Origin of the sequence: Nesterenkonia sp. AY15 (genome assembly GCF_022565855.1) — a bacterium.
Lineage (GTDB): Bacteria > Actinomycetota > Actinomycetes > Actinomycetales > Micrococcaceae > Nesterenkonia.
This window is the reverse complement of the sequence record NZ_JAJOYV010000010.1, coordinates 39,757-52,995: the sequence shown is the minus strand read 5'-3', so window position 1 is coordinate 52,995 and position 13,239 is coordinate 39,757. Positions and strand designations below refer to the sequence as shown.

12 protein-coding genes and 1 rRNA gene are annotated in these 13,239 nt (G+C 68.6%); 9 read left to right on the top strand and 4 right to left on the bottom strand.

Annotation, left to right across the window (positions count from 1 at the left end):
• The 9 genes from rrf to LSI54_RS12205 all read left to right on the top strand — a co-directional run.
• A 5S ribosomal RNA gene (gene rrf / locus LSI54_RS12245) occupies positions 1-108 on the top strand; the annotation flags it as partial.
• Positions 109-462: 354 nt separating this feature from the next.
• A complete protein-coding gene (locus LSI54_RS12240; protein WP_241478493.1) occupies positions 463-1,311 on the top strand; it encodes a hypothetical protein in 849 nt (282 codons plus the stop codon).
• On the top strand, positions 1,308-2,135 hold the full coding sequence (locus LSI54_RS12235; protein WP_241465063.1) for an HAD-IIA family hydrolase: 828 nt from the start codon (positions 1,308-1,310) through the stop codon (positions 2,133-2,135). The genes LSI54_RS12240 and LSI54_RS12235 overlap by 4 nt, the downstream gene beginning before the upstream one ends.
• A complete protein-coding gene (locus tag LSI54_RS12230) occupies positions 2,132-2,392 on the top strand; it encodes a hypothetical protein (RefSeq protein WP_241478492.1) in 261 nt (86 codons plus the stop codon). Before LSI54_RS12235 ends, LSI54_RS12230 begins: the two co-directional genes overlap by 4 nt.
• The gene (locus LSI54_RS12225; RefSeq protein WP_241478491.1) at positions 2,389-3,198 is read left to right on the top strand and encodes a TlyA family RNA methyltransferase; all 810 of its coding nucleotides are present in this window, start codon (positions 2,389-2,391) and stop codon (positions 3,196-3,198) included. The genes LSI54_RS12230 and LSI54_RS12225 overlap by 4 nt, the downstream gene beginning before the upstream one ends.
• Before the next feature lie 10 nt (positions 3,199-3,208).
• Positions 3,209-4,177, top strand: coding sequence for an NAD kinase (locus tag LSI54_RS12220; RefSeq protein ID WP_241478490.1), 969 nt, complete (start codon positions 3,209-3,211; stop codon positions 4,175-4,177).
• Entirely contained in the window at positions 4,174-6,027 is a 1,854-nt protein-coding gene (gene recN, locus LSI54_RS12215; RefSeq protein WP_241478489.1) for a DNA repair protein RecN, read from the top strand. The genes LSI54_RS12220 and recN overlap by 4 nt, the downstream gene beginning before the upstream one ends.
• Before the next feature lie 35 nt (positions 6,028-6,062).
• On the top strand, positions 6,063-7,766 hold the full coding sequence (locus tag LSI54_RS12210; protein ID WP_241465115.1) for a CTP synthase: 1,704 nt from the start codon (positions 6,063-6,065) through the stop codon (positions 7,764-7,766).
• 4 nt (positions 7,767-7,770) lie between these two features.
• Entirely contained in the window at positions 7,771-8,814 is a 1,044-nt protein-coding gene (locus tag LSI54_RS12205) for a site-specific tyrosine recombinase XerD (protein WP_241478488.1), read from the top strand.
• A gap of 40 nt (positions 8,815-8,854) precedes the next feature.
• Here LSI54_RS12205 and LSI54_RS12200 read toward each other — a convergent pair whose 3' ends face one another.
• The 4 genes from LSI54_RS12200 to LSI54_RS12185 are packed head-to-tail and all read right to left on the bottom strand — an operon-like array spanning position 8,855 to position 13,179.
• The gene (locus tag LSI54_RS12200) at positions 8,855-9,988 is read right to left on the bottom strand and encodes a bifunctional 2-methylcitrate synthase/citrate synthase (RefSeq protein ID WP_241465057.1); all 1,134 of its coding nucleotides are present in this window, start codon (positions 9,986-9,988) and stop codon (positions 8,855-8,857) included.
• A gap of 30 nt (positions 9,989-10,018) precedes the next feature.
• On the bottom strand, positions 10,019-10,936 hold the full coding sequence (gene prpB / locus LSI54_RS12195; RefSeq protein ID WP_241465056.1) for a methylisocitrate lyase: 918 nt from the start codon (positions 10,934-10,936) through the stop codon (positions 10,019-10,021).
• Positions 10,937-10,939: 3 nt separating this feature from the next.
• A complete protein-coding gene (locus tag LSI54_RS12190; protein WP_241465055.1) occupies positions 10,940-12,457 on the bottom strand; it encodes an MmgE/PrpD family protein in 1,518 nt (505 codons plus the stop codon).
• Positions 12,454-13,179, bottom strand: coding sequence for a GntR family transcriptional regulator (locus LSI54_RS12185; protein ID WP_241465054.1), 726 nt, complete (start codon positions 13,177-13,179; stop codon positions 12,454-12,456). The genes LSI54_RS12190 and LSI54_RS12185 overlap by 4 nt, the downstream gene beginning before the upstream one ends.
• Between the last annotated feature and the right edge of the window lie 60 nt (positions 13,180-13,239).

Here is a 13,239-nt window from a genome sequence, read left to right as displayed (position 1 = left end):
CATAGCGTGGGGGAAACGCCCGGTCCCATCCCGAACCCGGAAGCTAAGGCCCACTGCGCCGATGGTACTGCACACTGGAGTGTGTGGGAGAGTAGGTCGCCGCCGGACACTATTTGGTAGAGAGGGTATCAAGCCCGGTCCCCTTCGGGGGACCGGGCTTGACCTGTATCCAGGGTAGGAATCACGGTCCGCGTCGGAAGAACAAGGCTGCAGCGAGCAGCGATATCTTCCATCGGCAGAGCCCACTTTTACCAACAGCTTTTCGCATTCATTGCGGATCATCATGGCCGTCCGGAGATTCCTCCGGCACGGCCTTTTTTTGTTTCTACGCCGGCCCGATACGTGGTCGCACCGTCCTCGACCTGCGCTTCGCGTCCACAGCAGCTGCCAGGCGTCCTTCACCGCTCAAGGCGGTATCCTGGGATGGCCCTGCGCACGTAATCCAAGGAGAACCACGAACCTATGCATGACGAGTCCTACGGAGACCGCCCAAGGCCCCCGCGCAATCCGCGCGACCTCCGCCGGTCCAACAGCGACGATCGCACGCGTTCTCCTGAGATCGATGAGGATGTCACGGGCAAGGAGCTGGACCGCGCGGCCCTGCTGCAGCTGCGCACCCTCGACGACACGAACCGCCCCTGGGTTGCCAAGCACCTCGTGATGGCGGGCCGACTTGTCGACATCGCTCCTGAAGTTGCTTTCCAACATGCACTCGCCGCCTCCCGCCGCGGGGGACGCCTCGGCATCGTCCGCGAAGCTGTGGGCCTGACTGCCTATGCCGCGGGAGACTTCGCTGAAGCGCTGCGCGAACTGCGCACCTACCGCCGAATCAGCGGAGACCAGACACACCTGCCCGTGCTTGCGGACTGCGAGCGTGGACTCGACCGGCCTGAGAAGGCCATCGAGCTCTCCCAGTCCGAAGAGGTCGCTGGGCTCACCGGTCCCGTACGCGCCGAGATGGCGATGGTCGTCTCCGGGGCCTACACCGACCTCGGTGACCACGCCTCGGCCGTGACCGCGCTGGAGGTTCCGGAGCTGGACATCAACCGCGCCTTCAGCTTCTCCCCACGGCTGCTCACCGCATACGCCGCGGCACTCGAGACCGTGGGCCGCGACGAAGAGGCCCAGCGTTGGCGCGAACAGGCCTTCGCGGCGGAACGAGCACTGGGCTCTGGGGCCTTTGAAGACCCGGAGATCCTCGACTTCGACGACGAACCCGCTGATCTGCCGAAGGTCAAGGACGTGCTCGGCCGCTCCAAGGGACGCCATCAGGACCGCGATCAGGACCGCGGCCGCGGAGGACGTGGATGAGCCTGGGGCTCATCGACTCCTACGACGGGGTCCTCTTCGACCTCGACGGGGTCCTCTACGCGGGACCATCGGCGATCCCCGGCGCCGCGCGGGCCGTGGACGAGCTGGTCCGCCGGGGCATCCCGCGCGGTTACGTCACCAACAATGCGTCTCGCTCCGCTGAACAGGTCGCCGCCCACCTCAATGAGCTCGGGATCCCCGCGCTGACGGAAGAGGTCGTGGGTTCCGCCCCCGCAGGGGTCACCCTGCTGGGAGCGGCGCTCGAGCCCGGGGCGAAGGTGCTGGTCACCGGCAGCGAGTACCTGCGGAACCTGGTGGGGGAGGCCGGCTTCACCGTCGTCGACTCTGCCGCCGAGAAGCCCGCCGCTGTAATCCAGGGATTCGACCCGGGACTGTGCTGGGCCGACCTCGCTGAGGCGGCCTACGCCGTCAACGACGGGGCCCAGTGGTTCGCGACCAACCTTGACCTCAGCATCCCCCGGGAACGCGGGATCGCCCCGGGCAACGGCGCCCTCGTCGAAGCAGTGGGGCGTGCCACCGGGAAGACCCCGACCGCCGCCGGCAAACCAGAACCGGTGATGTTCACCCAGGCCGCGAACACGCTCCAGATACAGCGTCCACTGGTGATCGGAGACCGCCTGGACACTGATGTTCTCGGCGGCAACCGGGCCGGGTTCGACACAGCCCTGGTGCTGACCGGCATCGACACCGCCGCCTCGGCCGAGCAGGCACAGGACGGTATGCGGCCCGACTGGATCCTGACGGACCTCGCACAGATCTTCGACGGGACCCACCGCGCGCTGCAGGAGCGCGTCGGAGCATGACCGGGCAGCCGCCGCACCATGCCATGTCCGAGGCCAGCGTCAGCCCCGAACCGATCGTCAGCCCCGAACCGATCGTCAGCCCCGAACCGATCGTCAGCCCCGAACCGATCGCCGGCGCTGAACGTACCGCGGGTCTGAGCTCTCCGCGCGGCCCGGAGCTGACCATCGAAGAGCTCGAGTCCGAGATCGCCGAGTCCGAGGCGCTGGTCCAGAACCTGAATCAACGGCTGAAAGAAACCGCCGAGGGCGCTCGATGAACGAGTCACTCCGCCTGGACAAGGCCATGGTCGCCCGCGGCCTGGTTCCCAGTCGCACCCGCGCAGGGCAGCTGATCGCCCAGGGACAGGTCAGCGTGGACCGGACCGTCATCCAGAAGGCCGCCACCAGCGTGGCCGGGCATCAGACCATCGAGGTCCGCGACCAAGATCCCTGGGTCAGCCGGTCCGCACACAAGCTCGACGGCGTGCTGGTCGCCTCCCCACAGATCCAGGTGCAGGGCCGCCGCTGTCTCGACGCCGGAGCCTCCACCGGCGGCTTCACCCAGGTGCTGCTCGAGCGCGGGGCCCAGCAGGTGGTGGCCGTCGACGTCGGCCATGATCAGCTGCACCCGCAGCTCGCCGCAGATCCGCGGGTGCAGAACCACGAGGGCCTGAACCTGCGCCACCTGAATCCACAGGACCTGGGGGAGCCCTTCGACCTGATCGTCGCCGACCTCTCCTTCATCTCCCTGCGCCTGGTGCTCCCCGCCCTGGCCGGGCAGGCGAGCAAGGACGCGGATCTGCTGCTCATGGTCAAACCCCAGTTCGAGATCGGCCGCGAGAGGCTGGGCCGCACCGGAGTGGTCTCCAGCCCGCTGCTGCGCCGCGAGGCCGTGGAGGCCGTGCTCACCGCCGCCGAGGCCCAACGGCTGCAGCTGGTCGAGATCCACCGCTCCGGACTGCCCGGCCAGGACGGCAACGTGGAGTTCTTCCTCCACCTGCGCAGCACCGAACATGCTGCCCCCGCCTCCGCCGAGGCAGACACCCTCAGGAGCGATAGGCTGGGCTCGGTCGAGTTCGACTGAAGGAGGCTCCATGACCAGAGAGATCCTGCTGCTGGCCCACACGGGTCGGCGCGACGCCGTGGAAGCGGCTGTCACCGTCGCTGAACGGCTGCACAGCGCGGGGCTGCGCCCCGTGATGATGGAGCGGGACATCGCCTCCTTGAACCATGTCATCGGGGACCGGCTGCGTGGCGTGCCGCTGGCGGTGGCCGAACGCGAGGTGCCCCTGACTGACTGCGAAGTCGGCATGGTGCTCGGCGGTGACGGGTCCATCCTGCGCGCCGCAGACCTGGTGCGCGGAGCCGGACTCCCGCTGATGGGCGTCAACCTCGGCCATGTGGGCTTCCTCGCCGAATCCGAGCGCACCGAACTCGATGCCTCCGTGCAATGGGTGGTGGACCAGAACTACACCGTGGAGCGCCGGATGGCGCTCGACGTCCAGGTCTGGCACGCCGGACGCCACGTCGGCAGCAGCTGGGCGCTGAACGAGGCCAGCATCGAGAAACAGTCCCGCGAACGCATGATCGACCTGATCATCGAGATCGACGGCCGGCCCGTCTCCGCCTTCGGCTGCGACGGGGTCGTGATGGCCACCCCCACCGGTTCGACCGCATACGCCTTCTCCGCCGGCGGCCCGGTGGTCTGGCCCGAGGTCCAGGCCCTGGTGATGGTGCCCATCTCCGCCCATGCGCTCTTCTCCCGGCCGCTGGTGGCCGATCCCGACTCCATCATGGCTGTCGAGGTTCTGCAGCGTGAGGACGAACAGGGCGTGCTCTGGTGCGACGGGCGCCGCTTCATGGAGCTGCCGCCCGGCTCCCGCGTGGAGGTCACCCGTTCCGCCGAGCCGGTGCTGCTGGCCAGAGTGCACCAGACTCCTTTCTCCGAACGACTGGTGGACAAGTTCAACCTCCCCACCACCGGGTGGCGCGGACCGGTCGACCCGGCGAACCAGGTCGAGACCCCCGACGCGTTCCATCGCGGAGAGGCGACCCAGCGGTGATCGACTACGTCACCATCAGCGACCTCGGCGTGATCGAACACGCCGAGCTCCCGCTCAATGCCGGACTCAACGTGGTCACCGGTGAGACCGGCGCGGGCAAGACCATGGTGGTCACCGCGCTGGGACTGCTGCTGGGCGCCCGCGCCGAAGCCACCGCGATCCGCTCCGGAGCGCCGCAGGCCGTGGTCGACGCAGGCCTCACCGTGCCTGCGGGTCACCGCTGCGTGGGACTGGCCCGTGAGGCCGGTGCCTGGCTGCAGACTCCCGAAGATACGGCGGATACGGCGGATACGGCAGACGCGGCAGACACGGCGGGGGCGGAGCCCCCGTCCTCCGGAGACCGCGGCGCCCTCGAGGCGGCAGAAGCATCGAGCCCGCAGCAACAGCGCGGCGAGGTCGAGATCCTGCTCGGCCGCACGCTCAGCGCCAAGGGCCGCAGCCGCGCCAGCGTGAGCGGACGCAATGTGCCGATCGCGCTGCTCGGCGAGATCGGCAGCTCCCTGGTGACCGTGCACGGGCAGAGCGATCAGCTGCGGCTGCGCTCGGCCACCGCCCAGCGCCGCGCCCTGGACCGCTACGCCGGCGCCGAGTTCGCCGCTCAGCTCGCCCAGTACAAGCAGAGGTTCACCGGCTACCAGGCCAAAGTCGCCGAGCTCGAAGAGATCACCACCAACGAGCGTGAACGCCTCCGCGAGGCGGAGCAGCTCCAGCTCGCGCTGGAACAGATCGACGCCGTGGAGCCCCAGCCCGGAGAGGACCACGAGCTCAAGACCGAATCGCTGAAGCTGGAGAACGTCGAGTCGCTGCGCGACGCCGCCCGCTCCGCCCAGCTCTCACTCTCCGGCCCCGACGCCGCCGAGGCGCTGGACGACGTCCCCCATGCGGTGGCCCTGGTCGAATCCGCCGCCACCGCGCTGGCCGCCGTGCAGGACCAGGACCAGGAGCTGGGCCAGATCGCCGAGCAGATCTCTTCGGTCTCCAGCCTGCTCAACGACGCTGCGTCAGAGCTCGGCATCTACGCCGCGCACCTGGATGAATCCGGCCCCGAACGCCTAGCCGCGGTCCACCAGCGCAGAGCAGACCTCGAACGATTGATCAGGCTCTACGGACCCGACATCGATGCGGTGCTGGGCTGGGCGCAGGAGGCCCGCGCCCGGCTGCACAACCTGCAGTCCGACTCCGACCGGATCGAGGAGCTCAGCGCCGAGATCGATGAGCTGCAGGCACGGCTGTGGACCGAGGCCGAGGAGCTGCGTCGTCGTCGTGCGGAGGCGGGGGAGCGGCTGGGAGCCGCCGTCGGTGCGGAGCTGGCCGCCCTGGCCATGCCGCGGGCGCGGATGGTCCTGGAGGTCACCGCGACCGACGAGCTGGGACCCGAAGGTGCGGACACCGTGGCGATGCTGCTGGCCCCGCACCCCGGGGCGGATCCGCTGCCGCTGGGCAAGGGCGCCTCCGGAGGTGAGCTCTCCCGAGTGATGCTGGCCCTGGAGGTGGTCCTCGCCGAAGGTTCCGACACCGAGACGTTCATCTTCGACGAGGTCGACGCCGGAGTGGGCGGCAAGGCCGCCGTGCAGATCGGACGCCGACTGGCGATGCTCGCGAAGCACCGCCAGGTCATCGTGGTCACCCACCTGCCCCAGGTCGCGGCGTACGCGCAGAACCACATCCGGGTGTTCAAGTCCTCGGTGCGCGATGATTCAGCCTCCGGGGGCTTCACCGCCTCCGATGTCACCGCCCTGGACGAGGAGCAGCGGGTCAGCGAACTCGCCCGGATGCTCGCCGGCCAGGAAGACTCAGAATCGGCCCGCGCCCACGCCCGGGAGCTCATCAGCGGCGCGGCTGCGCCGTAGCTCACGTCCGTGGCACTACATCCACCTCTCGTTGACTGTTAGGATCGAACTCCGTGGTGCAGAGAAACAGTTCCAGGAACCAGAACAGCCTCCCTACTAGTCGACAGATCTTTGTCACGGGGGGTGTGGTCTCCTCCCTCGGCAAGGGTCTGACCGCCTCCTCCCTGGGGCATCTGCTCCGGGCCCGTGGCCTTTCAGTGGTCATGCAGAAGCTGGATCCCTATCTCAATGTGGATCCCGGCACGATGAACCCGTTCCAGCACGGCGAGGTCTTCGTCACCGAAGACGGCGCCGAGACGGATCTGGACATCGGACATTACGAGCGCTTCCTCGATGAGAACCTCGATGGGCTCAACAATGTGACCACCGGTCAGATCTACTCAACCGTCATCGAGAAGGAACGCCGCGGCGATTATCTCGGCGACACCGTGCAGGTCATCCCGCACATCACCAACGAGATCAAGCGCCGGATGCGGCTGCCCGCCGAGGGCAAGGACGCCCCGGACGTGATCATCACCGAGATCGGCGGCACCGTCGGTGACATCGAGTCCCAGCCCTTCCTCGAAGCGGCCCGCCAGGTCCGTCAGGACATCGGCCGGCAGAACGTCTTCTTCCTCCACGTCTCCCTGGTGCCCTACATCGGCCCCAGCCAGGAGCTGAAGACCAAGCCCACCCAGCACTCGGTGGCCGCGCTGCGCTCGATCGGCATCCAGCCCGACGGGATCGTGCTGCGTAGCGACCGTGAGCTGCCGGCAGAGATCCGCGGCAAGATCTCACGGATGTGCGACGTGGCCGAGGACGCGGTCATCAACTGCCCCGACGCCCCGAGCATCTACGACATCCCGCGGATCCTGCACCGCCAGGCCATGGACGCCTACGTGGTCCAGGCGCTGGACCTGAAGTTCAAGGACGTGGACTGGTCGAAATGGTCCAAGCTGCTCAACGTGGTGCACAACCCCGACCATGAGGTCGAGGTCGCGCTGGTCGGAAAGTACATCGATCTGCCCGACGCCTACCTCTCGGTCACCGAGGCGCTGCGCGCCGGCGGCTTCGCGCACAGCACCAAGACCAAGATCCGCTGGGTCGCCTCCGACCTGTGCGCTTCCGAGGAGGGCGCGGCCAAGGCGCTCGACGGCGTGGACGCGATCTGCGTGCCCGGCGGGTTCGGCGTGCGCGGACTCGACGGCAAGATCGGCGCGCTGCGCCATGCCCGGGAGCATGGCATCCCGGCGCTGGGCCTGTGCCTGGGTCTGCAGACCATGGTGATCGAATACGCCCGCAACGTGCTGGGCCTGAGCGAGGCGAGCTCCACCGAGTTCGACCCGCAGACGGCCTACCCGGTGATCGCCACCATGGCCGAGCAGGAGGCCATCGTCGACGGCGCCGGCGACCTGGGCGGCACCATGCGACTGGGCTCCTACGCGGCGAAGCTGACCGAGGGCTCCGTGGTCGCCGAGACCTACGGCAGCACCGAGATCACCGAACGGCACCGGCACCGCTACGAGGTCAACAACGCCTACCGCGGGCAGCTCGCCGAGGCGGGGCTGGTCTTCTCCGGCACCTCCCCGGACGGCACGCTCGTGGAGTTCGTGGAGCTGCCCAGGGAGACGCACCCGTACTACGTCTCCACCCAGGCGCACCCGGAGCTGAAGTCCCGCCCGACCAACGCCCATCCGCTCTTCGCCGGTCTCATCCGGGCAGGGCTGGACCGGCAGCTCGCGCAGGGCGGACGCGGCTAGAGTCATGCCCGCCCAGGACGGGTCCACCGCTCCTGATCAGGCACGGGAACGGCACCTCCAGCGACGCGCGGAGGTGCCGTCCTCGTCTGTGGGCGCGGAGATCGAGGACTACCTCACCCATCTGCGGATCGAGCGCGGCTCCGCGGCGAACACGCTGAGCTCCTACCGCAATGACCTGCTGCGCTACGGCGCATTCCTGCTCGAGCGTCGGATCACCGCGCTGCCCATGATCGATGAGACCCTGATCGGTGATTTCCTGCAGCGGCTGAGCACCGGCGACGACGGCGGATCGGCCCTGTCCCAGCGTTCGATGGCCCGGGTGCTGGCCTCGGTGCGCGGGGCGCATCGGTACTGGGCGGGGGAGGGCCGGACCACCCACGACCCGGCCAAGCATGTCGCGGCACCCAAGCCGCGCCAGTCCCTGCCCAAGGCGCTCAGCGTTGACGAGGTGTCACGGCTGCTCGACGCGCCGAGCCGGGACACCGAGCTCGGCCGCCGCGACCGGGCGCTGCTGGAGTTCCTCTACGCCACCGGAGCCCGGATCACCGAGGCGGTGAGCCTGGACGTCGATGACATCCACGAGGTCCGCGCCGCCCCGTCGGGTCTCGCGGACGCGACGACGGACGGGCTGGTGATCGTGCGGGTGACCGGCAAGGGCGACAAGCAGCGGATGGTCCCGGTGGGGCGCTATGCCCAGCAGGCGATCAACGACTACCTCACCGCGGGTCGTCCTGGCCTGGCCGCGCGGATCGGGCGGCGCGCGCCGTCGCCTGCTCTGTTCTTGAACAAGCTCGGCGGCAGACTCTCCCGGCAGTCGGCCTGGACCGTGCTGCAGACCCACGCGACCGCCGCCGAGATCACCCAGGAGGTCTCCCCACACACGCTGCGCCACTCCTGCGCCACCCACCTGCTCGAGGGCGGCGCCGGGATCCGGCTGGTCCAGGAGATGCTGGGGCACGCATCGGTGACCACCACGCAGATCTATACCAAGGTCACCGCCGAGGCGCTGCAGGAGAGCTACGCCACCGCCCACCCGCGGGCGCGCTAGGGGGAGCACCCGCAGGAGCCGCTCGCAGGCGGGCGTAGGCTCAGAGGTGGCGCTCGTCCGGACCGTTATAGGCGCTCAGCGGGCGGATCAGCGCGTTGTCGGCGCGCTGCTCGGCGATATGCGCCGTCCAGCCGGTGATCCGTGCGGCGATGAACAGCGGGGTGAACATCTCGGTGTCGAAGCCCATCAGGTGATAGGTCGGCCCGGCGGGATAGTCCAGGTTCGGCAGGATGTTCTTGGCCTCGCCCATCGCCGCCTCGAGCCCGTCGTAGAGCCCCATCAGCTCACCGCGGCCGTAGTACTCGACCATCGCGTCCAGGGCCTGCTTCATGGTCGGCACCCGGGAGTCACCGGACTTGTACACCCGGTGGCCGAAGCCCATCACCTTGCGCTTCTCGGCCAGAGCCTGCTCCATCCACGCCTTGGCGCGGGCGGCGGCGTCCTCGCGGGTCTCGGCTGTGTCGATGCCGATCTCCTCAAAGGTGTGCATCACCGCTTCATTGGCACCGCCGTGCAGCGGACCCTTCAGCGCGCCGATCGCCGCGGTGACCGCCGAGTGCAGGTCTGCCAGCGTGGAGGTCACCACCCGGGCGGTGAACGTGGACGCGTTGAAGGAGTGCTCGGCGTAGAGCACCATCGAGACCCGGAAGGCGTCGACCACCTCCTCGGGGGCCTCCTCGCCGAAGGTCATCCAGAGGAAGTTCTGCGAATAGTCCAGATCCTCGCGGGGCTCGACGAGCTCCAGCCCACGACGCCGGCGCTGGTCATAGGCGACCACGGCGGGGAATGCGGCGAAGAGCTCCTTGGCCTTGGTCAGCTCCGCCTCAGGGGAGGAGTCTTCCGAGAGCGGGTGGTTCGCGCCGAGCACCGACACCGCGGTGCGCCCGACATCCATCGGGTGGCAGTCCAGCGGCAGCAGGTCGATGGCTGCCCTGACCCGAGGGTCCAGGGCGCGGTGGGACCGCTCGAAGGCGCGGAACTCGTCCTTCTCGCCCGTGCTGGGTAGTTCGCCGTTCCAGAGCAGCAGCGCCACCTCCTCGAAGGAGAGCTTCGCGGCCAGCTCCTGGACCGGGTATCCCCGGTAGAGCAGCGAGTTGGATTCGGGGTTCACCTTCGAGACGGCGGTGTGATCGGCGACCACACCAGCCAGTCCCTTATAGATCTGCTCGGTCATGAGTGACCTCCTCAGGTCATTGCGGGGTCTTTAAGAGTTCTTGCCGTGCACGTCGGGGACATCGAAGTTGAAGATTCCGGTGTCGAAGGCGTTGTACGCCTCATAGTCGACCAGTTCGTAGAGCCGTGCCCGGGTCATCATCTGATCCACCGCGCCCTGCTGGGAACCTTCGGCGGCCAACACGTCCAGGGTGCGCTCGATCGCGCCCATGGCGGAGCGCAGCGAGGTCACCGGATAGATCACCATGGCGACGCCGGTCTCGGCCAGCTCCTCGCGGGAGAACAGCGGAGACTTGCCGAACTCGGTCATGTTGGCCAGCACCGGCACATCCACCGCCGCGCAGACGGCGGCGAACTCGCTGAGGTCCTTCATCGCCTCGGGGAAGATCGCGTCGGCCCCGGCGTCGACCAGGGCCTTGGCCCGCTCGATCGCGGCGTCAAGACCTTCGACTGCGCGCAGGTCGGTGCGCGCCATGATCAGGAAGTTCTCGTCTCGTCTTCCGCGAGCGGCTGCGGCCACCCGCTGGGTGGCGGTCTGCAGGTCCACCAGGTTCTTCCCATCCAGGTGGCCGCAGCGCTTGGGGTTGAACTGGTCCTCGATGTGGCAGCCCGCGAGCCCGGCGTCCTCGAGCTCCTGGACCGAGCGTGCCACGTTCATCGGTTCGCCGAATCCGGTGTCGGCGTCGACCAGGGCCGGCAGATTGGTCGCCCGCGCGATCTGGCCCGCCCGCTGGGCGACCTCGCTCAGCGTGGTCAGCCCGATGTCGGGCAGACCCAGCTCGTTGGCCAGCACTGCGCCGGAGATGTAGATCCCGTCGAAGCCCTTCTGCTCGATCAACGGAGCCGAGAGCGGGGTGAAGGTGCCCGGGAACTGGCGCGCCGCCCCGGGGGTCAGCATGGCGCGCAGGTCGAGGCGCTTCTGCGCGGGGGTGATGGTGGAGTAGAGCATGGCCTAGAACAGTCCCTTCGGTGCCGCGGCCGGATCGATGACCCCGGTGGCCGCGAAGACGTTGAGCTGATCGAGCTCACCGGAGGCCAGCGTCTCCAGGGCCTCGACCGCGCCGAGGAACCTTTCGATCTCCGCGTCGGCGATGACCCCGTCCGCCAGGGTGCGGAACTTGGCGATGTACTGCTCCCGGGAGAAGGGCCGCGCACCCAGCGGGTGGGCGTCGGCGACGGCGATCTCATCGGTGATCACCTCGCCGTCGTGCAGCCGGATCTCCACGGACCCGCCGAAGGCCTTCTCGGCGATGTCGGTGGAGTGATAGCGCCGGGTCCACTCCGGATCCTCCTCGGTGGTGACCTTGTGCCACAGCGCGACGGTGTCCTCGCGCTGCGCGCGCTCGGGGGTGTAGGAGTCCACGTGGTGCCAGGCGCCGTCCTGCAGCGCCACGGTGAAGATATACGGGATGGAGTGATCCAGCGTCTCGCGGGAGGCGGTGGGGTCATACTTCTGCGGGTCGTTCGCCCCCGAGCCGATCACGTAATGGGTGTGGTGGCTGGTGCGGATCAGCACCGACTCCACCAGCGCGGGATCGGTGACCTGCGGGTGCGCGTGGTGCAGCCGGCGGGCGAGGTCGATCCAGGCCTGCGCCTGGTACTCCGCCGAGTGCTCCTTGGTATAGGTGTCCAGGATCGCCCGCTTGGGCTCCCCGCTGGCCGGCAGCGGAACGTCGTAGGAGGCGCTGGGCCCGTCGAGCATCCAGGCGATGACGCCGTCCTCACCTTCATAGATGGGCACCGGCGAGGTCTGTCCGCGCATCGCCCGGTCCACTGCTTCGACTGCCATCTTCGCGGCGAAGGCCGGGGCGTGGGCCTTCCAGGTGGAGATCTCGCCCTTGCGGGACTGCCGGGTGGCGGTGGTGGTGTGCAGCGCCTGGCCCACGGCCTGGAAGATCGTCTCGGCATCCAGGTCGAGCAGGGTGCCGATGCCTGCGGCCGCCGAGGGGCCGAGGTGGGCCACGTGGTCGATCTTGTGCTTGTGCAGCGAGATCGCCTTGACCAGGTCCACCTGGATCTCGTAGCCGGTGGCGATGCCGCGGATCAGCTCGGCCCCGGAGGCTCCGGTGTGCTGTGCCGCTGCCAGCACGGCAGGGATGTTGTCCCCGGGGTGGGAGTACTCCGCGGCCAGGAAGGTGTCGTGGTAGTCCAGCTCGCGGACCGCGACGCCGTTGGCCCAGGCCGCCCATTCGGGACTGGACTTGGTCTCGATGCCGAAGATCGAGGCGCCGGAGCCGTTTGCGGAGACCGAATGGTCCAGCGCCTGGGCGCGGGCGGCGATGATCGGGGCGCGGTTCAGCGAGGCCACCGCCACAGCCGCGTTGTCGATGATGCGGTTGATCACCATCTCGGTGACCTCCGCGTCCACTTCCACCGGGTCGACGGCGACCTGGGCGATCTTCCAGGCGAGCTGGTCCTGTCGGGGAAGGTTCTCGTCGCTGCGGTAGACCCGTACGTTGTGGCTGATCATGCTGGTGGTTCCTCTCGATTGGGAGTCAGGCTTCGGTGCTGCTGTGCGGACTGGGCTGTCTCGTGCTGGGCGGTGATGTAGGCGAGGCTGCGGCGCAGATGGATCAGCATCGCGGCACCGGCGGTCTCGGCGTCTCCGGACGCGATGGCGGTGCAGACCTCGCGGTGTTCGCGGGCTGAGGCCGCGAGCCGCTCGGGCTCATGCTGAGCCAGCCTGCGGGCGCGGACCAGGTGGGCGCGCATGCTGCGCAGCGAGTGGCTCAGATAGGGATTGGCCACGGCGTCGGAGACCGCCTCATCGAGCTCCTCGGTGAGGGCGTAGTAGTGCTCGTCCTCCTCGGCATGGTCCTGGGTGTGGTCCCGCTGGCGCTCTCGCGACCGCAGGATCTTCTCCGCCGCGCTGAAGCGTTCCGCGAGCGCGCTGAACCGGCGGGGGTCTCCGCGCTCGGCGGCCAGCCGCGCCGACTGGACCTCCAGCGGGAGGCGGAGCTCGAAGAGCAGGTCGACGTCGGCCGCGGAGATGGAGCTGACCAGCGTGCCGCGCCCCTTGGTCTGATCGGCGAGCCCGTCGGCGATCAAGCGGGACAGCGCCTCGCGCAGCGGGGTGCGGGAGAGGCCCAGCCGTTCGGCCTGATCGACCTCGCCGAGCAGGGTCCCCGGGGTCAGCACCCCGTCGAGGATCTCCTGCCGCAGGGTGTCGTAGGCACGGTCACTGGCACGCATGATTTGAGTGTATACAACGAGGGGTGCTCTGTGGAGTCTTTCGGGAGAATATTCCACTAT